Here is a 24,727-nt window from a genome sequence, read left to right on the forward strand (position 1 = left end):
TTGCCGTGAAGAACACCCCGACCACTCTGGCCGAATGGCTGGACTACATTGAACGCCAGCATCCGGCCAGCATCGACATGGGGCTGGAGCGCGTGCGCACCGTGGCCACCGCGATGGGCCTGGGCACGCCGGCCAGGCACACCATCGTGGTCGGTGGTACCAACGGCAAGGGTTCCACCGTCGCCTTCATCGAGGCCATCGCGCGCGCTGCGGGCTGGAAGGTCGGTGCGTACACCTCGCCACACCTGCTGCGCTACAACGAGCGCGTACGCATCGATGGCCAGGATGCTGATGACGCCGCACTGGTGGCCGCGTTCAATACAGTCGAAGCCGCGCGCGGTGACGTGACGCTGACCTACTTCGAGTACGGAACGCTGGCCGCGCTGCAGTTGTTCGCCAATGCCGATCTTGATCTGGCCGTGCTGGAAGTGGGCCTTGGCGGCCGCCTGGATGCGGTCAACATCGTCGACGCCGACGTGGCGGTGATCACCACCGTGGACATCGATCACGCCGAATGGCTGGGCGAGGACCGCGAGGCCATCGGTGCCGAGAAGGCCGGCATCATCCGCGGCTGGAAGCCGGTGATCCTGGGCGAGACCGATCCGCCGTCGAGCGTGCTGGCGCGCGCCTATCTGGTGGGTGCCAATGCGATCCGCGGCGGCAGCGACTATTTCTACGAACCGATCGACGCGCAGCGTTGGCGCTGGCGCGATGTCGGCACCCGCCTGGAGCTGCCGACGCCGACGCTGGCCGGGCCGATCCAGCTGGCCAACGCCGGTGCGGCGATCGCGGCGCTGCGCGCGCTGGACCGGCCGGTGCCGCGCGCGGCATGGGCCGCAGGCGTGGCAGCGGCGCGCATCGCCGGGCGCCTGCAGGCGTTCGAGCGCGATGGTGTGCAGGTCCGCGTCGATGTCGGCCACAACCCGCAGGCGGCCGGCCAGCTGGCGCGTGCGCTGAAGGCCGAGGCATCCCCCGGGCGCACCCTGGCGGTGTACGCCGCGCTGCAGGACAAGGACGCCGTGGGCGTGGTGCAGGCCCTGCAGGAGGTAGTGGGCGACTGGACCCTGGCCGGGTTGGATGGCGCGCGTGGGCAGAGTGCGGCGGAACTGCAGGCACGGCTGGCAGATACCGCGGCAGCCACCGCGGCGCTGGCCGGCACGGTCGAACAGGCGATGGCGCAGGTGCTGGCCCGCGCCGAGCGCGGCGACCGCGTGCTGGTATTCGGTTCCTTCCATACCGCCGCCGCTGCGCTGCAATGGCTGCAGGCCCACGCCTGACCGCCGTTCAGCCATTACCGACGCCGTGCGGTCGCGCACCCGTATAATCGACCGCAACGTCCAGCCTGCCGCCTGCCCTACGTGGATACGCCCCTGAAACAGCGTCTGATTGGTGCCATCGTCCTGGTGGCCTTGGCCGTCATTTTCCTGCCGATGCTGGTCAAGGGCCCGGCCCCGGACAGCGGTGTGGCTTCTGTGCCGATCGCCGCGCCCGATGCGCCGGCCGGTGGCCAGTTTGAAACCCGTGAACTGCCGCTGGTCGCACCGGCCGGCGGCGCCACCGGGTTGCAGAGTGGCCAGGCCCGTCCCGTCGAGGAGGCCGCCGCCCCGGCGACACCGCCGACCGTGGACACCTCGCCAGCCGTCGCCGCCGGTAACTACGCGGTGACCTTCGGCGCCTACGGCAGCCAGGCCGACGCCGATGCGGTGATCGCCTACCTCAAGCGTTCGCAGCTTCCGGGCTTCATCGAGACCGCATCGATCAACGGTCGCCCGGCCTGGCGCGTTCGCGTTGGGCCGTATGCCGACCGTGCCCAGGCCGAAGCGGCCCGGCTGCAGGCGGTGAAGGTGCGTGCCGACGTGAAGGCAGAAGTCATCACGCTCGATGCGAAGCCCTCGACCAGCGCACCGGTGGCAAGCACACCGACGCCCGCGCCGAGCGCCAGTACTCCCGTCGCGGCGGCCACGCCGTCGGCGACCGGCAACCCGGTGCGCAGTGAAAGCCTGCCGCCGAGTACGCCGACCGCAGCAGCACCGCCGGCCGCCAAGCCGGAGCCGGCCAAGCCGGTGGCCAAGCCGGAACCGAAGCCCGAGGCCAAGCCGGAAGCGACCGCCAGCAAGCCGGCCACCCCGCCGAGCACGCCGGCCGCACCGGCCGCCAGCGGAGTGGGTTTTGCCGTACAGCTCGGCGCATTCGGCCAGGCCGCCGATGCCAACGCTCTGCGCGACAAGGTGCGCGCGGCAGGTTTCAGCGCTTTCGTCGAGCAGGTGCGTACCGACAAGGGCAGCCTGCACCGGGTCCGTGTCGGGCCAGTCGCCAACCGCGCCGATGCCGAACAGTTGAAGGCGCAGGTCGCCGCCAAGGTCGGCGTCGCCGGCATGGTGCGACCGCACCCGTGATCCGGCCCGTTGTCCGCCACTGTCGCTGGCAGGAGCGGGCCGCGTGATCGATATCGTGCTGGGCGTGCTGATCGGCGCGTCCGCCCTGTTCGGTTTCATCCGTGGTTTTGTCGGTACCGTGGTCGCGCTGGTGTCATGGTTGCTGGCTGGATGGATGGCCTTCACCTTCGGCAACCAGGCCTCGCATTGGTGGGCGGCACCGGCGCCGCCCGGTACCGGCCACTACCTGGCCGGATACCTGGGTGTCTTCATTCTGACCGTGGTGGTGGTCGGGCTGCTGGGCCTGCTGCTGAAGGCCGCGATCAAGCTGACCCTGCTCGGTGGCGTCGATCGCGTGCTGGGCGGTGCATTGGGCGCGGTGCGCGGCCTGTTCTTCGCCTGCATCCTCCTGCTGCTGGCCGGTTTCACTGCATTGCCGGGTGAGCCGGCGTGGCAGCAGTCGCAGCTGCGGCCGCTGCTCCAGCCTGCCGTGGCCTGGATGCAGGCGCAGCTGCCGCAGCTGGACAGGGTGCTGCCGGAGGCGTTGCCTCTGCAGGCCCTGCTTCCCGATCGGCTGCCCTTGCCCTTGGACGAGAACGCCCCATCTTCACAGCAGGTGTTGGGCAAGCCGGCGGCGACAGGCGATAATGGCGTTCTCAACCAGGTAGTGGCGGGCGGCGGATGGCCGCAGCCCGTGGAGATGGAGCAGGAGCCCGGTGCGGCCTCCACACTGCCCAGCAGCATCGAGCCGGCGCCCGCGCGCCCGGCCCGCCCCGCGCCAGCCGCGGGCGGTACCCACGGCCAGGCACGGCCACCTTCCTTGTAACTGGGCACAGCCCAGCGGAGACCTCGCATCATGTGTGGCATCGTCGGAATCGTCGGCAACCAGAACGTCGCCGGGCAGTTGTATGACGGCTTGACCGTCCTCCAGCATCGCGGCCAGGACGCGGCGGGCATCGCCACCGTCAACGGCAGCCGCCTGCGGGTGCAGAAGGCCACCGGCCTGGTCCGCGATGTCTTCGATGCCCGCACCATGTCCACCCTGGAAGGCAGCGTCGGCATCGCCCATGTGCGCTATCCGACCGCCGGTTCGGAAGGCATGGACGAGGCACAGCCGTTCTACGTCAATTCGCCGTACGGCATCGCGCTGGCCCACAACGGCAACCTGATCAACACCGAAGACCTGCGCCAGCAGGTGTTCGAGCAGGACCGCCGCAACGTCAATACCGATTCGGACAGCGAAGTGCTGTTGAACGTGTTCGCCTACGAACTGGAACAGCAGCGCCAGCTCAGCCCGGAAGCCGCCATCCGCGCGGTTGCCGGCGTGCACCGCCGCTGCAAGGGCGGCTATGCGGTGGTCAGCGTGGTGCTGGGCCTGGGCCTGGTCGCTTTCCGCGATCCACATGGCATCCGCCCGCTGGTGCTGGGCAAGCGCAGCCATGCCGAGGGTGACGAGTACATCGTCGCCTCCGAGTCGGCCGCGCTGGACGTGCTGGGCTTCCAGCGCGTGCGCGACGTGCAGCCGGGCGAAGCGCTGGTGATCACCGCGCGCGGCGAGCTGTTCTCGGAAATCTGCGCCGAACCGGCCGAACACACCCCGTGCATCTTCGAGTACGTGTATTTCGCACGCCCCGATTCGATGATCGACAACGTGTCGGTGCACAAGGCGCGCATGCGCATGGGCATCAAGCTGGGCGAGAAGATCCTGCGCCTGCGCCCGGACCACGACATCGACACCATCATCCCGATCCCGGACACCTCGCGCGATGCCGCGCTGGAGATCTCCAACGTGCTTGGGGTGAAGTACCGCGAAGGCTTCATCAAGAACCGTTACATCGGCCGCACGTTCATCATGCCGGGCCAGGGCGAACGGGTGAAGTCGGTGCGCCGCAAGCTCAACCCGATCCACCTGGAATTCCGCAACCGCGTGGTGCTGCTGGTGGACGACTCGATCGTGCGCGGCACCACCAGCCAGCAGATCGTGCAGATGGCGCGTGACGCCGGCGCACGCAAGGTCTACCTGGCCAGCGCCGCGCCGCCGGTGCGTTACCCGAACATCTACGGCATCGACATGCCGGCCGCTGAAGAACTGGTCGCGCACAATCGCAGCATCGAGGAAATCGAAGCGCACCTGGGCTGCGACTGGCTGATCTACCAGGACATCGAAGACATGGAAGCGGCGGTGAGCGAAGGCAATCCGGCGCTGCGCAACTTCGATTCCTCGTGCTTCAACGGCCATTACCCGACGGGCATCGAGCCGGGCTACTTCGAGCGCATCCAGCAGCTGCGTTCGGACGACGCCAAGCACAAGCGCCGCGCCTGAGGCGCCGGCAGTGGTCGACGTACCTGACGTCGGCGGCAATCTGCTGCGCGCCGCGCAGCAGTGCCTGGCCGAAGCCGATCCGCTGCGCAAGGTCGCACTGACCCAGGCCTACGCTGCCGCGTTCCGCGCCGGCCGCTTGAACGTACCGGCCGATGCACCGCCGGCCGATCCGATCCGCATGCCGGGCCGGCCGCCGCAGCTGGTGATGGTGCATCCGCGTGAAGTGCCGCGGCGCGGCCTGGGCGGGGTGGAAGGGCGTGCGGCGTTCATCCATGCCATCGCCCATATCGAGCTCAATGCGATCGACCTGGCCTGGGACGCGGTGTACCGCTTCCGCGGTCTGCCGGCTGCGTTCCATGCCGACTGGGTGAGCTGCGCCGACGACGAATCGCGCCACTTCATGCTGCTGCGTGAACGCCTGCTGGCACACGGCCATGAGTACGCCGATTTCCCTGCGCACAACGGCCTGTGGGAAATGTGCGGGAAGACCGCGCACGACGGCCTGGCGCGGATGGCGCTGGTGCCGCGCGTGCTGGAAGCGCGCGGGCTGGACGTGACCCCGGGCATGATCGACAAGCTGCGCAACGTCGGCGATGGCGAAACCGCCGACGTGCTGGACGTGATCCTGCGCGAGGAGGTTGCACATGTTGCCGCCGGCTCGCGATGGTTCCGCTGGTACTGCGAGCGCGCCGGCGTCGAGCCACGAGCGCGTTTCAAGGAACTGCTGGTCGAGTATGCCGGTGGCTACCTGCACGGGCCGTTCAACATCGAGGCACGCCTGCTGGCCGGGTTCGATGCGGATGAGCTGGCCAACCTGGTCGAACAGGCGGGTTGAAGGAAAAGGGGGACGGAGGGAATCAAGTCGTTTGTGCCACACACGACTTGATTCCCTCCGTCCCCTTCTTGGGTCTCATGCGTTCGGCAACACCACGCGCCTGCCATCCACCGTCGGCCGGTTGATGTAGAACAACCCCGGGCCGGGCCGATACGGCAGCTCGCTGACACCGGCGTCGGCGGTGTAGGTCAGGGCGGTATCGCCCAGCGCATCGAAATTCCAGTGTGCGGACTGCATCAGGTAACGGCGACGCAGCAACGCTTCCTGCGTCGGAGTCAACGGCTGGCCGGCAATCAGGCGGCGCGCGATCGGCTGCAGCGCGCTGGGCAGTTCCCAACCCGCCACCTCGGCGGCGTCGGCAGTCCAGGCCACGCCGGCCGCGATGGCGTACTGCTGCATCACCTGCAGCGCAACCAGCTGGTAGCGCCAATCGATGCGCCGGTGCAGCACCACCGCAGCGGTGACGTACAGCACCGGCGACATCAGCACGCTGCGGCTGCCCGCGCGTCGCTGCTGCTGCCACTGGTGCCAGACATCGACCCACACTTCCTTCGGGTTCAGCCCCAGCTGCTGCCGCCAGCGTTCGGCGTCGGCCTGTGCTTCAGCGTACGCGGTAGTCGCCTGCAGTAGTGCCAGGGGCGGTGTCTGGAAGTCCTCCACGCCAGGCCGGCGCAGCTGCTGCCGCCGCGGCCGGCTGAGCAGCTTGGGTCCTTCTTCCACCTGGTCGTAGCCACCACCGATGTTGGCGTGCACGCCGGGCAGCGCGATTTCGGGATGGGCCGGTGCCACCGTGGTCAGCGCATAGTGCTGGCGATGCTCGTCGCGCGCACTGAGCTGCAGCACGGCCTCGGCGATGCCTGCGGGCAGGGCGATGCGGGGATGTTCGTCGGCGCGGCCGCCGTTGACGGCGACCACCGTGTCGAACAGGCCGATGAAGCGCAATACCGGCCGCGGCAGGGTGAAATCTGCGCTGCATGAAAGGCCCGCCTGCTGCAGCAGCTGCCGCCAGCGCGCGCCGTCCCATCCGCGCAGATGGTTGGCCACATCGCGCGCGGAGGCCGCGCCGCGCGAGTAGCCGAACAGATCCAGCTGCACGCTGTGCAGGGGCGCGCGCCACTGCGACGCAAGTGCCGACAGTGCCGCCGGCAGCAGCACCTGCAACGCACGCTGCACCTTCGCCTGCACGCCACTGGCGCCGATACCGAAGGCCAGGCCGATCAGGTCGTCTTCGGCATCATCGCGGGTGCCGACGCCTTCCACGTAGATCGCCAGCGAAGGTGTACTGCCGGGCGTGCGCCGGCTGTCCGGGTACAGCTGATGCAGGCGCGCGATGTTGGTGGCGCCGTTGTCGTAGCTGCTGGTCAAGCGGCTCTGGTAGGTCGAATCATCATCGGCGCGGAGCAGGGCGGGGCGCGGTCGCGGCGCCTGCCGGTGGCCCTGCGCCAGGTTGTGGGCGTTGTTGCGGGTGCCATCGAAGAACAGGCCGATCCGCAGCAGGCCCGGATCAGCCGTCGTGTCACCGCTGTACTGCGCTGGCGCCATGTGCATCCCCTGTCGTGGCCACGTCACGGTAGCGCGAAAGCCGTGTGTTGGCGAAGTGTACTGACGCTTTTGACCTGACTGAACGCAGATGCGGTCGATCACAGATCGCGATTTCCATTCCTTTCGTCTATTGAATTCACACGCCCTGCGCAGGCCTGATGGCCGGACCCGGCACCCCGGGTCGTGCTGCATCAACGCTGTCCACTTCACTTCAAGGAGCGACAAGATGATGTCCAGATCGATAGGTAAAGCGACAGGTGGTCTGTTGTTGGGATTGTCGGTAGCGGCGGCCGCCCATGCGGCGCCGCTGTTCGAGCCGGTCACCGTGCTCAGCCGTGCATCGGCCACCAGCGAGCCGGCACTGGGGCGATTGCTGGCCACCCCGTCCACCGCCGCCGTACAGGAAGTGCGTGTCGATGCTGCCGCCACCGCGCAGCCGCAGCTGGAATTCGAGCTGCTCGGGCAGAAGGTGCAGGCCGTTCGCAGCAAGGTCGAGGCGCTGCCCGATGGCGGCAGCATCTGGTACGGCCAGCTGCGCGCACCATCCGATCGCCTGCAGGCGGCCACGTCCAATGGCCAGGATGATCCGGGCAATTCGCTGATCCTGGTGCGCTCGGGCAACACCCTCACCGGCTCGATCCGCAAGGACGGCAAACTGTATCGTCTGCGTCCGCTGGGCAATCGCCACGTGCTGGTCGAGGTGGACGAATCGCGGATGCCGGCTGATCATCCAGCCGACTACAACCAGTTGCCGAAGATCGCCATGCCGGCCAATGATCGCCTCGGCACTGCGCAGGCCTCGTCAGGCAGCCCGGCGACCATCCGCGTGCTGGTGGTGGCAACCAATGCTGCAGTGACCGCCTACGGTGGCAACATGCAGTCGCTGGTGCAGTTGGCGGTTGCCGAATCCAACCAGGGTTACACCAACAGCAACGTAGGCCTCACCCTGCAGCTGGCCGGTTATGAAACCACCAGCTACTCCGAGTCCGGCAATTTCACCACCGACCTGTCCCGCTTCCGTGGCACCAGCGACGGCTACATGGACAGCATCCACACCAGCCGCAACAACACCGCCGCTGACGTCGGCGTACTGCTGATCAACAACACCAGTTACTGCGGACTGGCGTCGGGCATCGGTTCCACCGCATCGACCGCGTTTGCTGCGGTGTACTGGGATTGCGCCACCGGCTACTACTCGTTCGCCCATGAAATCGGCCACCTGCAGAGCGCACGTCACGACATCGCCAGTGATCCGAGCACGTCGCCGTATGCCTATGGCCATGGCTATCGTTATGAGCCGGCCAGCGGATCGCGCTGGCGCACGATCATGGCCTATGACTGCTCGGCCGGCTGCCCGCGGCTGAACTACTGGTCCAATCCGAACATCAGCTACAACGGCGTGCCGATGGGCATCGCCAGCAGTGCCGACAACCAGCGCGTGCTGGTCAATACAAAGGCCACCATCGCGGCCTTCCGCTGAGTCCAGGCGCCGACCAGGGTCGGCGTCTATCAGGGCGCGTGCACCTGTTCTGGTAGATGCCAACCTTGGTTGGCATCCTGCGATCCGTCATGCGCGGCTGAGCGTATCCAGGGTCCAGCCGTTGGCATCCACGCGCAGCACCGAACCCTGTTCGTACCAGTCGCCCAGCACGATGCGGGTGCAGCTGCGTCCGCCGGCCTGCAGGGTGTGGATCGCCGGGCGATGGGTGTGGCCATGGATCATCGTGTCCACGCCGTGGCGCACGTAAGTGGCTTCCACTTCCGCCGGGGCCACGTCGGTGACGGTTTCGAACTGCGCACGGTCGCCCTGCTTCATTTCCGACTGGCGCGCCTGGCTGGCATCACGCGCCTTCTGCGCGAAGGCGATACGCGCTTCCAGCGGCTGCGACAGGAACTGCGCCTGGAAGACCGGGTCGCGGGTCTGGGCACGGAACTGCTGGTAGGGGATGTCATCAGTGCACAGCAGGTCACCGTGCTGCAGCAGCACCGGGCGGCCGTACAGCTCGATCATGCACGGGTCCGGCAGGATGCGCAGGCCTGCGCGGCGGGCATAGTCTTCGCCCAGCAGGAAGTCGCGGTTGCCGCGGATGAAGAAGACCGGCACGCCGCTGTCGGATAGTACCTTCAGCGCATCGGCCACCGCGTCGGCTGCGGCCGAGGGGGTGTCATCGCCGATCCAGGCTTCGAACAGATCGCCGAGGATGTACAGCGCATCGGCGCCAGGCGCTTCCTCGCGCAGGAAGCGCAGGAACAGGTCGGTGATGGCCGGACGGCTGGGGTCCAGATGCAGATCGGAAATGAACAGCGTGGTCATGCGGACATTCTAGGGCATCACACCGGCAACGGCAGCCAGGCCAGGCTGGCCGAAGCCAGCAGTGCAGCGATGCCGGTGGCAGCCAGAACGTCGCTTGGGTAGTGCAGGCCCAGCACCACGCGCGACAGGCCCACGCCGAAGGTGAACGGCACCAGCAGCGGCGCCAGCCAGGGGTAGTAGGCCAGCGCGACGATGGTGAACGAGACCGCGTGCAGGGTATGGCCGGACGGGAAACTGAACTCATCCAGCGGCGCCACCCAGGCACGGATACGCAGGTCGGCCGCGTACGGCCGTGGCCGCCGGGTCCAGCGTTTCAGGCCCTTGTACAGCAGCAGCGCGGCCAGGCCCGTGGCGGCCATGTGCACTGACGCGCGCAGGCCGTCGAAGCCATCGATGAGCACCAGCGCGCCCATCAGCACGTACCAGAACACGCCATCGCCGAGCCGGCTGATGATCGAAAAGACGCGCCGCACGCGACGACGTCGGCAGTAGTGGTTGGCGCGGCGGCACAACCGGGCTTCGCGACCGGCCAGCAGCTCAAGCGGCGTGGTGCGCATGTCCGCTCCTCCGCACGCTGGCCAGTTCCGCCAGCAGGCTTTCGAACTCCGCCACCACCTGCTGCGGGTGCAGCCGCTTCATCGCCCGTGCCGCGTTGCCACCCAGCTCGCGGCGCTGGGCATCATCGGCAGCCAGTTGCACCGCGGCCTGCACGAACTGCTCGTCGTCATCCACTGCGGCACCGTTCTCGCCGTTGCGCAGGTACTCGCGGGCCGCGCCGTAGTCGAAAGCAACCGTGGCCAGGCCGCTTGCCATGCTTTCCAGGGTCACGTTGCCGAAGGTCTCGCTGCGGCTGGGGAACAGGAACAGATCGCCACTGGCGAAGTGTCGGGCCAGGGCATCGCCGCGCTGGATACCGCAGAAGATGAAGTCGGGATTCTCATGCGCCAGCTTCTCGCGCGCAGGGCCATCGCCGACCCAGACGAAACGCGCTTTCGGGCGCACCTGCTGCAGCTTGCGGAAGGCCTTCACCGCCAGGCCGAGGTTTTTTTCGGCGGCGATGCGGCCAACGTAGATCGCCGCCATGCCCGTGCCATCGATACCCCATTCCTCGCGCAGCGCCGGATCGCGGCGTGACGGGTCGAACTGCTGGCTGTCGACCGCACGGGCGAGCAGGCGGACGCGCTCGAAGCCCTGGCCGGACAGGAATTCCTGCAGTTCGCGGGTGGGCACCAGGGTCGCGTCGGCCTGGTTGTGGAAGCGGCGCATCCAGCGCATTGCCGCCGACTGCAGCCACGCCACGCCATAGTCGGGCAGGTACTCGTCGAAGCGGGTGTGGAATCCGGTGGCGACCGGAATGCCGAGGCGGCGCGCGGTGCGCAGTGCCGACCAGCCCAGCGGACCTTCGGTCGCCACGTACACCGCATCAGGGCGCTGCTGCCGCCAGTGCCGCCCTAGGCGGATCGGTGCCGGCAGGCCGAAGCGCAGGCCGGGATAGCGTGGCAGCGCCGCACCCGGTACCAGCAGGGTGTCCGGCGCCGCCTCCAGCGCTTCGCTGGCCTGTCGCGGACGGATCAGGTCGACCTCGTGGCCGGCCGCGCGCAATCCCTGCTCCAGGCCCTGCACGGTCAGTGCGACGCCGTTGATCTCCGGCGGGTAGGTTTCGGTGACGATGGCATAGCGCATGGCGGGCCTCCGGTTTTACGCATGCTCGGGCCTGGCGATGTAGCCGACATGACCGCTTTGCGACAGCGCGATGACAGCCGGGCAGGGCGGTGCCTGCGCAGTTCAGCGGCACAAAAAAACCACGGCCCCGAAGGGCCGTGGTCGTGGTGGTGCGACAGCGCGTGGATCAGAAGCTCTGCTTGTACTGCATGTACACGAAGCGGCCGATGTCGAAGCTGCCCGAGTAGGAGTACACCGAGTTCGGCTTGGTGTACATCACCGGGCCGAGACGGTTGAACACGTTGTTGGCACCCACCGAGACGGTGGCGTTCCACGGCAGCTTGTAGCGCACCTGCACGTCGTTGAAGGTCACCGAACCACGTTCGTTGTAGTTGCGGGCGCCCTTGTACCACGGCGCGTACACGCCCGGATCGGAGCACTCGTCCGGATGGTTCGGCAGGCTCAGGCACTGCTCCTTGACACCGGAGTAGTAGCGGGCGGTCCAGCTCACACCGAAGTTCTCGAAGTCCCAACCGATGGTGGCGTTGGAACGCACGCGGAAGCCGATGCCGGTATTGACCGCGATGCCGTTGGTGGTGGTCGGCACGGTGGCAACGTCATTGGACGAACGGTAGATGTTCGAGCTGACGTAGGTGGTCGACCACGAGGTGCTCAGCTTGCCGTAGTCGGTATCCAGACGGTAGCTGACGTCCATGTCGTAGCCTTCGGTCTCGGCGAAGCCCGCATTGCGGTTGCCGAACTTCAGGCCGGTGACGATGCCGGTGACCGGATCACGCGAGAAGCGCGCGCAACGCGACTCGATGTTCTGCTCGTAGCAGTCGATCAGGATCTGGTTCGAACTGTCGGACACGATGGTGTTGTCGATGCGGATCTTCCACCAGTCCAGCGACACATTGAAGTTGCTGATGAAGGTGGGGCTCCACACCACGCCCAGCGTGCGGCTGGTCGAGGTTTCCGGCAGCAGGTCCGGGTTGGAGCCGGAGGTGAACGCCACCGGGCTGGCCGCGCTCGAACCGCTGGTCGGCCTGTTGGTGCTGTCCAGCTGGCGGTACGTATCGATGTTGGCGATGTCCTGGGCGCAGCGTGCACGCACGGCGCTGTTGGAACGGGCCGAGCCGTACACGCTGTCGCAGGGATCGCTGAAGGTCGGGAAGGTCTGCGAGCCGCCGCCGTACAGATCGTTGATGGTCGGCGAGCGGAAGCCCTCCGCCCAGGTGCCACGCACCAGCAGCTGGTCGATCGGCTTCCACTTGAAGCCGAACTTGCTGTTGAGGGTGTCGCCGAAGGTGTTGTAGTCGGAGTAGCGCGTAGCTGCGTTGAAGCTCAGTTCACGCGCGCCGGGCAGGTCGGCCAGCACCGGTACGTTCAACTCCAGATAGGCTTCCTTCACCTTGTACGAGCCGCCGGTCGGGCCAGCGGCCAGGTTGGTGGTCGCGCCGGTCTGGGCCAGGGCATCAGGGATGAACTTGCCGTTCTCTTCGCGGTTTTCCAGGCCGAATGCGAAGCCCAGATCGCCTGCCGGCAGGGTGAGCAGGCTGCCACTCAGGTTGGCGAACCAGTTCTTGGTCGTGGTTTCACCCGTGGCGTTCTCGGCGGGGAACAGCCAGTCCTGCAGCGCCTGGTTGCCGTCCAGGCCATACGGGCTCTGCACGCCGTAGGGAACCAGCGGGTTCCACACCATGCAGTTGGCCTTCGGAGCCGCAGCGCTGCCGCACTCGACCTTGCCGGTGGCGTTGTTGAAGTAGGACGGCCCCACTGCATCGATGACACGCTGCTTGTGCAGGTTGCCGGTGGTGTGCTGGGTCAGCTCGTTCTTGCTGTACTGATAGCCCACTTCCCAGTCGAAGTAGCGCTCGCCCAGGTCGAAGGTGCCTTCGAAAGCGGCGACGGCGCGGTAGGTCTTCAGCTCGCTGGTGCTTTCGCGCGGCATTTCCCAGGTGCGGCGGTTCCACGCCACTGACGTTGGCGTCGCATAGCCGTTCTTGTTGCCGAACGGGTTGAAGTAGCTGTCGATGGACATGTTGCCTGCGGCACCCGTCGCGCCCAGCGTGTTGGAAGCCAGCGGGTAGCCAGCGGTGACGCGGGTCGAGGAGCGCTTGTTGTAGCCCAGCTCGGTCTTGAAGCGGACGTTGTCGGTGATGTTGGCCTGGCCGGAGAAGAACACCGAGTCACGCTTGATCGGATAGCTCAGGTGCATCTGATCGTTGGTGTTGCTGGTGTCGCCGGTGAAGGCGGCCGGGTCGGTGAGGTGGTAGTTGCCCGGCTTGGTCGGATCGGCGCCACGGTTGAGCGAGTAGCCGCAACCGGCCGCGACCGTACAGCCGGGACCACGCAGGCCGGTGAACTGGCCCCACTGGCTGGTCGTGGTCCAACCTTCGGTCGGGTGACGGTCGGTGTTGCTGTAACGGCTGAAGCCGCGGTCACGTGCCCAGACTGCCTTTTCCTCGGAGTGCTCCAGTGCCAGGGTGGCCGAGAAGCGGTCATTGGACCAGCCGGCAACCACGTCGACGCGGTCGCGGGCACCGTCACCCTCGCTGAACTGGCCGTGGTAGACATTGGCGGTCACGCCGCTGACATTGCTGCGGGTGATGATGTTGACCACGCCGGCCATGGCGTCGGAACCATAGATGGCCGAGGCGCCGTCCTTCAGGATCTCCACGCGCTCGATCGCCGACACCGGCAGGACCGACAGGTCCTGGTAGCCGGAGGTGCTGATGCCCAGGCGCTTGCCGTTGATCAGTACCAGCGTGCGCTGGGTGCCCAGGCCGCGCATGTCCACGTAGGTGCCACCGGCATTCTCACCGGCGGTCAGCACGTTGGCGCGGCTGATGGTCGGGGTGCCCATCGCGGTGACGTTCTGCAGGATGTCCGAGACCGAGCTGAAGCCCTGGCGCTCGATGTCCATCCGGCTCAGCGCCAGCACCGGCTGGGCGGTTTCCACGTCGACCTGGCGGATACGCGAACCGGTGATCTCGATGCGGTCCAGGTTGGTCGGCGAGGCAGTGCTGCCGCTCTGTGCGAAAGCCGGCAGGGCGGCCAGGGTGGCGGTGGTTGCCAGGGCGTAGCGGATGGCCTGCCCCAGTGCGATCGTGCGTGAAGTCATGACGAGCTCTCTCTCTCGGGTCGTGCAAAGGACGCCAAAGTGGGCGTCGAAGGAATCGACTGGTCCAGGACCGAGCCGATGACCCGATAGTAGTCTCGTTGGTTAATGCCATGTAAAGAGCGTATGTCGGTTTGTGTCGTTACACATCACCTGTTTTCACAGAATGTGAACAAAAGCAGGGGTTTACGTGAAGATGCGGCAGGCACGACCATCGCCAGCTGCTGCGTTGCAGCAGGAATTGGCGGTCGATTGCGCGAACTGTAACGAAATGTAATCGGGCACCGGCTGGCGATAAGACGGCGTCCCGTCGCCTTGCTCAGACCACGAACGGACGGAACTGGATGCCGAGTCCAGCGATGCCCTCGGTCTCGCCGATCAGGTCGGCGCGCAGCAGCGGGCGCGCATCGATGAAGTCCTGCGGCACGATCAGCGACAGGCGGCTGTCGTCGGCAGTCAGTTCCAGCACCGGCAGCGGTGCGTCCTCATGCGCGCGGTTGAGCAGGACCGCCAGGCGCAGCAGGGCAGCCAGGCGCCGTGCGGTCAGCAGCAGGCGTTCGGGAATGGCATCGAAGGCGGTCTTGCTGATGCCGCGGCGATGATTGCGCACGAGCGTCGCCAGCATCTGCTGTTCCTGTCGCGAGAAGCCGGCGATGTCCGAGTTTTCCAGCACGTAGCTGCCATGCACGTGGTAACCGCTGTGGGCGATCATCAACCCCAGCTCATGCAGGCGTGCGGCCCAGCCGAGCATGCGTGCGTCATCGGCATCCAGCTTCCACCGCTCCTGCACCTGCTCCAGCAACGACAGCGCGGTGTCCTGCACGCGGCCGGCCTGCACCGTATCGATGCCATAGCGATGGGTGAGGGCGGCCACCGATTCATCGCGCGGGTCGTTGTCGCCGGCACGGCCGAGGATGTCATAGAGGATGCCCTCGCGCATCGCGGCCTTGCTGACCAGCAGCTTCTGCAGGCCCAGCGCCTGGAAGGCGGCCTCCAGCACCAGGATGCCGCCGGCGATGATCGGGCGGCGATCGCTGGACAGGCCAGGCAGCACGATGTCGTCGATCTTCTTGGCCTTCAGCAGCTCATCGCGGAGCTGCGGCAACGCCTCGGCGGTGATCGCACCCTTGCTCAGCTTCATCGTCGCGCAGATTTCGCTGATGGCCTTGTGGGTACCAGACGACCCCAGTGCCTCCTGCCAGCCCAGCGCGCGGTATTTGCTGGCGAAAGGCTGGAACTCCCGGCCGATTTCGGCCAGTGCGTCCTTCCAGCGCTTCTTGCTGAGTTTGCCGCCGGGGAAGAAGCGTCGGGTGCTTGCGATGCAGCCGGCCTGCAGGCTCTCGCGTTCCAGGGTCTGCATGCCCTTGCCGATGATGAACTCGGTCGAGCCGCCGCCGATGTCGATCACCAGGCGATGCTGGTCGGGCTTGGGCGGTTGTGCATGGGCTACGCCCAGGTAGATCAGGCGCGCCTCTTCGCGGCCACTGACTACTTCGATGGCATGCCCGAGCGCGGTTTCGGCTGGCATCAGGAAGGCCTGCGGCGAACGCAGCTGGCGCACAGTGTTGGTGGCCAGTGCACGCACGCGATGCGGCGGGACGTTGCGGATGCGCTGGCCGAACCGGGCCAGGCACTCCAGCGCGCGCTGTCGCGCTGCGGCGGAGAGTCCACCCTTGCCGTCCAGGCCGTCGGCCATGCGCACGGTTTCGCGCAGGCGGTCGATCACCCGCAGCTGGCCAAGCGTGTAACGCGCGATGACCATGTGGAAACTATTGGAGCCAAGGTCGATGGCGGCCAGCAGGTCGCCATCCTGCAATGCGGGCGGAGTCGTGGTGGTATGCGGCATGGGCGAATGTTAGCCGAAGGGGCGGTGAACTCGTCACCGCGCGGCCTTCACATTTTGGAGGGGGAGTGCGGCAGGGCTGCGCCCTGCACCTGCCGAAGCGGTAGTGCCGGCCGCTGGCCGGCAACCTCAACGGCAACAGCAACAGCAACGACAACAGCAACGACAACAGCAACGGCTGGCTTCCTGTGGGATGGCGGAGTGAGTCCGGTTGCGGGGACGCCGTAAACCCCGCTCCGCGGTCCGGCCCAGCCGCTGGCGGCTGGGCGTTCGGGCGCTTGCGAAGCAGTGCTTCGCAAGCAAAGCGCCCTCACCCTTGGGGCTTGGCCGCGGCATCCATGCCGCGGACACCCCCGCAACCGGACCCACCCCGCCTTCGACAGATTTTCGCGATCTGTCGGAATGGCTTGGCCTGCGCTTGGTAGGTGTCTACCTTGGTCGACACAGCAGATCCACGCCATGCGTGGATGAATCCAAACGTGCCAACCAAGGTTGGCCACCTACCGGGTCAGAGGCCCTGCATCAACGCCATCTGCGCCGAATGCGGGGCTTCGTCGTGGGCCGGTGCGCGCTTGTGGTAGATGCCTTCGGCATCCAGCTCCCAGGCGTTGAGGTTGTCGTCCAGGTAGTTCTGCAGCACCTCGCGGTACACCCGCTTGGCCAGCGCCGGGTCGAGGATCGGGAAGCAGGTTTCCACCCGGCGCAGCAGGTTGCGTTCCAGCCAGTCGGCGCTGGCGCAGTACAGCTCCGGTGCGCCGTCGTTGCCGAACCAGTAGACCCGGCTGTGTTCCAGGAAACGGCCGACGATCGAGCGCACGCGGATGTTGTCCGACACCCCCGGTACGCCCGGGCGCAGGGTGCAGGCGCCACGGATGATCAGGTCGATCTGCACACCCGCCTGCGAGGCGGCGTACAGCGCACGGATCACCTGCGCTTCGTTGAGGGCGTTCATCTTGGCGATGATCCGCGCCGGTCGCCCGGCGGCGGCGATGCGCGTCTCGCGCTCGATCCTCGCCAGGATCCCGGTGTGCAGGGTGAAGGGCGACTGCAGCAGGCGCTTGAGCTTCATCTTCGACGCCAGCCCGGACAGCTGCTGGAACAGCAGGTGCACGTCGTTGCCGATGTCCGCATCGGCGGTGATCAGGCTCAGGTCGGTGTACGCGCGCGCGGTACCGCTGTGGTAGTTGCCGGTGCCCAGGTGCACGTAGCGGCGCAGCTTGCGGCCTTCGCGGCGCACGATCAGCAGCATCTTGGCGTGGGTCTTGTAGCCGACCACGCCGTACACCACCTGCACGCCGGCTTCCTGCAGCCGATCGGCCAGGCCCAGGTTGGCCTCTTCATCAAAGCGCGCGCGCAGCTCGACCACCACGGTCACGTCCTTGCCGGCGCGTGCGGCCTGGATCAGTGCATCGACGATCAATGAGTCCTTGCCGGTGCGGTACAGGGTCTGCTTGATCGCCAGCACGTTCGGATCGAGCGCGGCCTGGCGGATCAGGTCCAGCACCGCTGCGAACGCGTCGAAGGGGTGGTGCAGCAGCAGGTCCTGGCGGGCCACGGTCTCGAAGATGCCGTCGCTGTCGCGCAGGGTGCGCGGGGTCATCGGCGGATACTTCAGGTCCGGCTGGGCGATCAGGTCGTACAGCTGGATGATGCGGTTGAGGTTGACCGGTCCGTCGATGCGGTACACCGCGTTCTCGGTCAGGCCGAAGTTCTGCAGCAGGGTGCGTACGATGTCGCGCGGCATGTCGTGGGCGATCTCCAGCCGCACTGCAGGCCGGTAGCCGCGGTCCACCAGCTCATCGCGCAGGGCCAGCGCCAGGTTTTCCACTTCCTCTTCATCCACCACCAGCTCGGAGTTGCGGGTGACACGGAACTGATAGGCGCCCAGCACTTCCAGCCCCGGGAACAACTCGTCCACGAAGGTGGACAGCACCGAGGACAGGAACACGAAATTCTGCGGGCCGCCGAGTTTTTCCGGCAGCTGGATGATCCGCGGCAGCGAACGCGGTGCGCGCACGATGGCCAGGTGGCCGCTGCGGCCGAACGCATCGGTGCCCTTCAGCACCACCACGATGTTCAGCGACTTGTTGAGGATCTTCGGGAACGGATGCACCGGATCCAGGCCCAGCGGCGACAGCACCGGCATGATCTCGTTGCGGAAATAGGCACGCAGCCAGCGCTTCTGGCGGTGGGTCCAGGAGTTGCGGCCGAGCACGCCGATGCCGGCCTCCATCAGCGCCGGGCGCAGCGTCTGGTTCCAGCAGCGGTACTGCTGGTCCACCAGCTCGGCGGCGCGCTCGTGAATGGCATTGAGAATGGCCTGCGGGCTCATGCCGTCCGGCGCCGGCGGCAGGCCGAACTCCTGTGCATGACGGACCGCGGCGGCACGGATCTCGAAGAATTCATCCAGGTTGGTGCAGGAGATGCACATGAAGCGCAGGCGCTCCAGCAGCGGCACCTGCGGGTCCATCGCCTGCGCCAGCACGCGGAAGTTGAAATCCAGCTGCGACAGTTCGCGGTTGATGTACAGCGCCGGGTCGCGCAACGGATCGCTGTCCGTGCTCACGGGGAGGGGGAGGGATCCGAGGCTGCTCATGGCGTCATTCTTCGAAGGAGGTCAGGGGGGCGGACTCACGCGGTCGCACGTGGTCGGCATCGAAATGGCAGGCGAACACCGAGCCCTTGCCGACCTCGCTGTCGATTTCCAGGCGTGCGTGGTGCAGACCGAGGATGTGCTTGACGATCGACAGGCCCAGGCCGGTGCCGCCGCTTTCGCGCGAGCGGCTGCTGGAGACGCGGTAGAAGCGTTCGGTCAGGCGCGGCAGGTGGGTGGCCGGAATGCCGTAGCCGGTATCGCGTACCGCCAGCACCACGCCGTCGCCCTCGCGGCGGAACTCCACCGCGATGCGGCCACCGGCCGGGGTGTAGCGCACCGCGTTGGTGACCAGATTGGAGAACGCGCTGTGCAGTTCCTTGGTCGAGCCCTGCAGGTCCACGCCGGCCAGGTCGTCGATGCTGATCTGGTGCCGGCCTTGGCTGTGCGCTTCGGCTTCGCGGCGCAGGGTGGCCAGCATGGGCTGCATCGCCACCGTCTCGGCCTCGCTATGTTCCTGCGATTCCAGCCGCGACAGGGTCAGCAGGTCCTCCACCAGCTGGGCCATGCGCTGACTCTGCTTGCGCATTTCCTCCAGCATCGGTCCGGTTCCCGGGAAGTCCTCCGGGTCCATCATGTCCAGGTAGCCGTGGACCACGGTGAGCGGGGTGCGCAGCTCATGTGAAACGTTGGCCACGAAGTCGCGGCGTACCTGTTCCAGGCGCAGCAGCTTGCTGACGTCACGGGCGATCAACAGCCAGTAGTCGGACGAATAGGGAATCAGGCGCAGGTTCAGGCGGATCGCAGGATCGACCGGCGAGGGCACGTCCAGGATCGGTTCGGCGTTGCGGCCACCGGCCAGCCAGTGGGCCAGCGGCATCGGCTGCAGGCGTTCGACCAGGGCTTCCCCCAGATCGCCCGGATGATGCAGGCCGAGCAGCGCCGTGGCTGCTTCGTTGAACCACTGCACGCGCTGGCTGTTGCGGTCCAGCACCACCACGGCATCGGGCAGCGCGGCGGCGGCGGCGCGATAGCTGCGCAGCATGTCCAGCAGGCGCCGCTTGCGCACGCGCATTTCAACCTGGTTGCGGTACAGCAGGCGGTCCAGTTCGTTCCAGACGCCGGTGCCTTCGGCGGCGGTGTCCCAGCGCTGGCGCGCGGTCAGCCGGCGCAGTACCCGGCGCAGCCGCCAGTAGTGCCAGACCAGCGTCGCCAGTGCCGCCAGCGCGATGCACAGCCACAGGTGGCCAGTGAACCAACCGACCAGACCGGCCGACAGCAACACGGTGGCCACGGTGGCCAGTGTCTTCAACCAGGCAGAGCGGATGTGGCGGGGCATTGCGGTCTCGTCGTGGGTTGCGGCGGTTCACCCAAGTGAACCGGAAGTTATAGCAGAGTTGCCGGCGCCGGCACCGTGGGGTGCACGGCGCAGGCACGACGAGGCTCAGGTTGCGGTGGAGAAGCGGTAACCGGCGCCGCGCACGGTCTGCACCATGTTCTCGGCGTTGAACGGTTCCAGCGTCTTGCGCAGGCGGCGGATATGCACGTCGATGGTGCGTTCTTCCACATACACGCTGCCGCCCCACACGTGGTCCAGCAGCTGCGCGCGGGTATACACGCGCTCGGGGTGGGTCATGAAGAAGTGCAGCAGGCGATACTCGGTCGGGCCGATCGGCACCGGCTGGTCGTTGGCGAACACGCGATGGGCGGCGCCGTCGATGCGGATCGCGCCCACCGCCACGCTGCCGTCCTCGTCATCGTCGCGGGCGCGGCGCATGACCGCGCGGATACGCGCCAGCAGTTCGCGCGCCGAGAACGGCTTGACCACGTAGTCGTCGACACCGGCTTCGAGGCCACCGACGCGGTCGTTCTCTTCGCCGCGCGCGGTCAGCATGATGATCGGCACTTCGCGGGTGAGGGTTTCCTTGCGCCAGCGCCGGGCCAGGTCCAGGCCGCTGGTGCCGGGCAGCATCCAGTCCAGCAGGATCAGGTCGGGGACGCGGTCGGCGATGGCGGTCTGGGCCTCGCGGGCGTCACCGGCGTGGACAGGTTCGTAATCGCCCTTGCGAAGGGCGAAGGCGACCATTTCGCGGATCGCGGGCTCGTCATCGACGATCAGGATGCGTTTCTGCACGAGGGCACCGTAGGGCTCGGTTACTGGAGTGGTGCCAGTAGACTACGGTTTGATGACATGTTTGTGACTGGCTGGCCGGCATCTGGCGTTGCTGCCATCTTCCGGTCATGCCGCACTCAGCGGCGGTCCAGATCCGGGTCCTGCACGCCCTGCCGGCGCAGCTCGAGTACGGTGGGCGTGATTGCTTCGATCCGCGCATCCACCCGGGCCCGGCCGACATAGTCCAGCGCGGGGTTGCGCTTGAGTGCCTGCAGCTGCATCAGGGCCTGTTCCGGGCGCCCGCCCAGGAACGCCGCCTCGGCATAGGCCTCGCTGGCGCGGACGCTGTCGCCGGCCAGTTCACTGGCGCGGGCGTAGCGCTGCTGGAAGACCGGATCGTTACCGCTTTGCGACAGCAGCGGACGCAGCATCGCCTGCGCGCGCTGGCCCGCGGCCTGGCCTCCCTGTTCGTTCAGGATCTCGGCGTAGGTCAGGGCCACCGGCCGGCTGTTGGGGTGTTCGTGCAGCAGCTGCTCGAAGCGCGCATTGGCCTGGGTGGATTGGCCGGTGCGCGATTCCGCTTCGGCCAGTGCCAGGGCCACCCACAGGCTGTCCGGGTGGGTCTTCAGCAGGTCGGTGAGGGTCTGCCGGGCCTGGCTGGCGCCGCTGCGGCCACCGCGCATTGTGGCCAGCGCCTGGCCATAGCGCTGGGCGTCATCCAGGCCGTCCTTCTGCCTGCGTGCAAGGTCGGTGTACTCGCGTTGCAGGTCGGCGGGGCTGTCGGCGCTGAGCACGCGCAGGCGCTCACGGGCCCAGTTGAAATCGCCACTGGCGCCTCGGCTGAGCTGGCCGACCGGAACCCGCAGCACGCTGCCGGGCAGCAGCGGGTTGATGCCGCGCAGCAGCGGATCGCCCAGGGTCGGATCGGCCGGATCCACCCGTTCCCTGCGCTCGCCGCTGGGCGTGCGCGTGGTCAGCAGCACCGTGTCCTTCTTCATCTGTTCGGCGCGGGCTTTGGCCTCGCTGATGCGGGTGGTGTTGACCGGGTGGGTGCGCAGGAAGTCGGGAACGCTGTAGCCGCCATCGTTGCCGCGCATCGCCGAGGACATGCGCTCGAAGAAGCCGGCCATCGCATCCACGTCGTAGCCGCTGCGCGACAGCGTGCGGATGCCCAGCCGGTCGGCCTCCGATTCGTTGGAGCGGGTGTAGTCGATCTGCCGTTGCTGCATCAGGCCCATGCCCGAGCTGATCGCGGCCATGGTGGCGTTGCCCGAGGACGAACTGTTGCTGGCCTGGGCGGCAACCACCGCCGCCAGCATGCCCAGCAGGATCGGGATCTGGTCGCGCTGGGCGCGCTCGACCCCGCGCAGCACGTGCTGCTGGGTGACGTGGGCGATTTCATGGGACAGCACCGCCGCCACCTCGTCCTCGCGCTCGGCGGTCAATACCAGACCGGCATTGACGCCGATGTAACCGCCGAGGGTGGCGAAGGCATTGATCTGGCGGTCCTTCATCACGAAGAACGTGTAGGGCTGGCGTGGCTGGTCGCTGTTGGAGCCCAGGCGCGTGCCCATGGTCTGCAGCCAGTCGTTGACCAGGGGATCGTCCAGCAGGTAGCCATAGTTGCGCAGTTCGCGCAGCATCATCGCGCCATACTCGGCCTGCCGGGCCGGGGTCAGCAGTTCGCCCGCCGAGGAGCCGATGTCCGGCAGCTTCTCCTGGGCCTGCGCCAGCGGGGCGGCCAGGGCCAGGGTCAGGGCAGCGGTGAGCAGCAGGGGTCGCAAGCGGTCGGTCCTCGGGCAGGGTCGGCCCAGCGTGGCAGGGCAGGGGGCAACCATTCGTTAATCAATCCACAGTGTTGCGGGCGTGGCGTGGAAATTCCAGCGCACCGGTACCATATATGGACCGTCGATCCATCGTGGAGTTTCCCGTGACAGCCCAGTCCGCCGGCGCTACCCCCGCCATCACCATCTATTCCACCGCCGTCTGCCCGTACTGCGTGGCCGCCAAGAACTTCCTCAAGAGCAAGGGCCAGCAATGGACCGAGGTCCGCATCGACCTGGATCCGGTCGAGCGCGAGAAGATGATGGCCAGGACCCGCCGCACCAGCGTCCCGCAGATCTTCGTGGGCGACGTCCACGTGGGCGGCTACGACGACATGATGGCCCTGCATCGTGAAGGCAAGCTCGAGCCGCTGCTGGCCGGGCAGGGCCAGGCATGAGCGCGGCCGACGACGGCAGCAAGGACCGGATCGCCGAATTCACCGACTTCCGCAAGCGCATGAACGAACGCATCCTGGGCGAGCCGAACCAGGTGGTGCGCCGCTTCTTCGCGCTGGACACGCAGACCTACCAGGCCGGCGCGCTGGACGTGAAGACCAAGGAGCTGCTGGGTCTGGTCGCCTCGATGGTGCTGCGCTGCGACGACTGCATCAGCTACCACGTGGCCCAGTGCAAGGACGCCGGCGTCACCCGTGAAGAGTTCTTCGAGACCTTCTCGGTAGGCTTGGTGGTCGGCGGCTCGATCGTGATCCCGCACCTGCGCCGCGCAGTGGACTTCCTCGACCAGCTGGAAGGTGGCGCCGCCGCCCCGGCAGCGCACGAGCACTGAGCCCGGCCGCTACCGCGAACCGGACTCTCTGGTAGTGCCGGCCGCTGGCCGGCATCCGGTGGACCTGAAACGGCCGAGGTTGCCGGCCAGCGGCCGGCACTACCCGGCAAATGGCTGCACCGGGGCCTTCCCCGCGATCCCGCAGCCCAGGAGCCCCCTTGTTGTTCAAGGGGGCGCGCCGAAGGCGCGGGATAAGGAGGAATGCGCGGGCAATTATGCCTTTGCCGGGGTCGGGACCATGGTCTACTTGGGCAGCCGGGCCCGGCTAAGGCATAATTGCGGGTGAAACTTCCTTTGCGCCGGCGTTTCCGGGCACGTCCGGACGGCGTTTTTCCCCCTGTTCGGAACATCGATCAATGACGCAGAAAATTACGGTCATCCGCGGCGACGGCATTGGCCCGGAAATCATGGACGCCACCCTGTACGTGCTCGACCAGCTCAACACTGGCCTGGAGTACGAAGATGCCGACGCCGGCCTGGTGGCCCTGGAGAAGCACGGCGACCTGATGCCGGCGGTGACCCTGGAATCGATCGCGCGCAACAAGGTCGCGCTGAAGAGCCCGCTGACCACCCCGGTCGGTGGCGGCTTCACCTCGATCAACGTCAGCCTGCGCCGTCACTTCGACCTGTACGCCAACGTGCGTCCGGCCCACACCTTCCCGAACACCAAGTCGCGCTTCGAGAACGTCGACCTGATCACCGTTCGTGAGAACACCGAAGGTGCGTACCTGGCCGAAGGCCAGGAAGTGTCGGCCGACGGCGAGACCGCTTTCTCCGGCACCCGCATCACCCGCAAGGGCTCCGAGCGCATCGTGCGTTACGCCTTCGAGCTGGCCAAGAGCACCGGCCGCAAGAAGGTCACCGCCGTGCACAAGGCCAACATCATCAAGTCGACCTCGGGCCTGTTCCTGGCCGTGGCGCGCGAAGTCGCCGCGCAGTACCCGGACATCGAGTTCCAGGAAATGATCGTCGACAACTGCTGCATGCAGCTGGTGATGCGTCCGGAACAGTTCGATGTGATCGTCACCACCAACCTGTTCGGTGACATCATTTCCGACCTGTGCGCCGGTCTGGTCGGTGGCCTGGGCCTGGCCCCGGGCGCCAACATCGGCAAGGACGCGGCGATCTTCGAAGCCGTGCACGGCACCGCGCCGGACATCGCCGGCCAGGGCAAGGCCAATCCGTGCGCCCTGCTGCTGGCAGCGGCACAGATGCTGGACCACGTCGGCCAGCCGGAAAACGCCGAGCGCCTGCGCAAGGCCATCGTCGCCACGATGGAAGCCAAGGATTCGCTGACCGGCGACCTCGGCGGCACCGGCAACACGATGGGCTTCGCCAAGGCGATCGCCAGCCGCCTGTAACCGACGGCTGTCCTGCTGGGGATCGTCGCACGCAG

19 protein-coding genes are annotated in these 24,727 nt (G+C 67.1%); 9 read left to right on the plus strand and 10 right to left on the minus strand.

What is annotated here, in order from left to right:
* Positions 1-5: 5 nt before the first annotated feature.
* The 5 genes from folC to D0Y85_RS04340 all read left to right on the plus strand — a co-directional run bounded on the left by folC (position 6) and on the right by D0Y85_RS04340 (position 5,533).
* Entirely contained in the window at positions 6-1,277 is a 1,272-nt protein-coding gene (folC, locus tag D0Y85_RS04320) for a bifunctional tetrahydrofolate synthase/dihydrofolate synthase (RefSeq protein ID WP_117309642.1), read from the plus strand.
* Positions 1,278-1,358: 81 nt separating this feature from the next.
* A complete protein-coding gene (locus D0Y85_RS04325; protein ID WP_117309643.1) occupies positions 1,359-2,396 on the plus strand; it encodes an SPOR domain-containing protein in 1,038 nt (345 codons plus the stop codon).
* 43 nt (positions 2,397-2,439) lie between these two features.
* The gene (locus tag D0Y85_RS04330; RefSeq protein WP_117309644.1) at positions 2,440-3,201 is read left to right on the plus strand and encodes a CvpA family protein; all 762 of its coding nucleotides are present in this window, start codon (positions 2,440-2,442) and stop codon (positions 3,199-3,201) included.
* 30 nt (positions 3,202-3,231) lie between these two features.
* Positions 3,232-4,698: an amidophosphoribosyltransferase gene (purF, locus tag D0Y85_RS04335; protein WP_025878104.1), complete on the plus strand. Its 1,467-nt coding sequence runs from the start codon at positions 3,232-3,234 to the stop codon at positions 4,696-4,698.
* 10 nt (positions 4,699-4,708) lie between these two features.
* Positions 4,709-5,533, plus strand: a complete 825-nt coding sequence (locus D0Y85_RS04340; protein WP_117309645.1) for a ferritin-like domain-containing protein — start codon at positions 4,709-4,711, stop codon at positions 5,531-5,533.
* Positions 5,534-5,608: 75 nt separating this feature from the next.
* Here D0Y85_RS04340 and D0Y85_RS04345 read toward each other — a convergent pair whose 3' ends face one another.
* Positions 5,609-7,075, minus strand: coding sequence for a DUF2235 domain-containing protein (locus D0Y85_RS04345; RefSeq protein ID WP_117311845.1), 1,467 nt, complete (start codon positions 7,073-7,075; stop codon positions 5,609-5,611).
* 226 nt (positions 7,076-7,301) lie between these two features.
* On the opposite strand from D0Y85_RS04345, the gene D0Y85_RS04350 reads away from it, so the two are divergent.
* Positions 7,302-8,555, plus strand: coding sequence for a zinc-dependent metalloprotease (locus tag D0Y85_RS04350; protein ID WP_117309646.1), 1,254 nt, complete (start codon positions 7,302-7,304; stop codon positions 8,553-8,555).
* A gap of 87 nt (positions 8,556-8,642) precedes the next feature.
* On the opposite strand, the gene lpxH is transcribed toward D0Y85_RS04350, so the two are convergent.
* The 9 genes from lpxH to D0Y85_RS04395 form a co-directional block, all read right to left on the minus strand.
* A complete protein-coding gene (gene lpxH / locus D0Y85_RS04355) occupies positions 8,643-9,389 on the minus strand; it encodes a UDP-2,3-diacylglucosamine diphosphatase (RefSeq protein WP_025878109.1) in 747 nt (248 codons plus the stop codon).
* 17 nt (positions 9,390-9,406) lie between these two features.
* Positions 9,407-9,946, minus strand: coding sequence for a phosphatase PAP2 family protein (locus D0Y85_RS04360; protein ID WP_025878111.1), 540 nt, complete (start codon positions 9,944-9,946; stop codon positions 9,407-9,409).
* Positions 9,927-11,072, minus strand: coding sequence for a glycosyltransferase family 1 protein (locus D0Y85_RS04365; RefSeq protein ID WP_117309647.1), 1,146 nt, complete (start codon positions 11,070-11,072; stop codon positions 9,927-9,929). The genes D0Y85_RS04360 and D0Y85_RS04365 overlap by 20 nt, the downstream gene beginning before the upstream one ends.
* A gap of 166 nt (positions 11,073-11,238) precedes the next feature.
* Positions 11,239-14,175, minus strand: coding sequence for a TonB-dependent receptor (locus D0Y85_RS04370; RefSeq protein WP_117309648.1), 2,937 nt, complete (start codon positions 14,173-14,175; stop codon positions 11,239-11,241).
* Between the two features lie 316 nt (positions 14,176-14,491).
* On the minus strand, positions 14,492-16,018 hold the full coding sequence (gene ppx / locus D0Y85_RS04375; protein ID WP_025878116.1) for an exopolyphosphatase: 1,527 nt from the start codon (positions 16,016-16,018) through the stop codon (positions 14,492-14,494).
* A gap of 505 nt (positions 16,019-16,523) precedes the next feature.
* Positions 16,524-18,611 (minus strand): polyphosphate kinase 1, encoded by a 2,088-nt coding sequence (gene ppk1, locus D0Y85_RS04380; RefSeq protein WP_025878118.1) that lies wholly within the window; start codon positions 18,609-18,611, stop codon positions 16,524-16,526.
* 4 nt (positions 18,612-18,615) lie between these two features.
* Positions 18,616-19,947: a phosphate regulon sensor histidine kinase PhoR gene (gene phoR, locus D0Y85_RS04385; protein WP_117309649.1), complete on the minus strand. Its 1,332-nt coding sequence runs from the start codon at positions 19,945-19,947 to the stop codon at positions 18,616-18,618.
* 105 nt (positions 19,948-20,052) lie between these two features.
* Positions 20,053-20,742, minus strand: coding sequence for a phosphate regulon transcriptional regulator PhoB (gene phoB, locus D0Y85_RS04390; RefSeq protein ID WP_025878121.1), 690 nt, complete (start codon positions 20,740-20,742; stop codon positions 20,053-20,055).
* Between the two features lie 116 nt (positions 20,743-20,858).
* Positions 20,859-22,559 carry a M48 family metalloprotease gene (locus D0Y85_RS04395; protein ID WP_205420733.1) on the minus strand — a complete coding sequence of 567 codons (1,701 nt, stop codon included), beginning with the start codon at positions 22,557-22,559 and terminating at the stop codon, positions 20,859-20,861.
* 92 nt (positions 22,560-22,651) lie between these two features.
* Between D0Y85_RS04395 and grxC the strand changes: the two genes are divergently transcribed.
* From grxC to D0Y85_RS04410, 3 genes are all read left to right on the plus strand, one after another.
* Entirely contained in the window at positions 22,652-22,942 is a 291-nt protein-coding gene (grxC, locus tag D0Y85_RS04400; RefSeq protein ID WP_117311846.1) for a glutaredoxin 3, read from the plus strand.
* Positions 22,939-23,331, plus strand: a complete 393-nt coding sequence (locus D0Y85_RS04405; RefSeq protein ID WP_005408260.1) for a carboxymuconolactone decarboxylase family protein — start codon at positions 22,939-22,941, stop codon at positions 23,329-23,331. The genes grxC and D0Y85_RS04405 overlap by 4 nt, the downstream gene beginning before the upstream one ends.
* A 356-nt stretch (positions 23,332-23,687) precedes the next feature.
* Positions 23,688-24,692, plus strand: a complete 1,005-nt coding sequence (locus D0Y85_RS04410; RefSeq protein WP_059066106.1) for an isocitrate dehydrogenase — start codon at positions 23,688-23,690, stop codon at positions 24,690-24,692.
* Positions 24,693-24,727 lie beyond the last annotated feature (35 nt).

The organism is Stenotrophomonas sp. G4 (genome assembly GCF_003428825.1).
GTDB lineage: Bacteria > Pseudomonadota > Gammaproteobacteria > Xanthomonadales > Xanthomonadaceae > Stenotrophomonas > Stenotrophomonas indicatrix.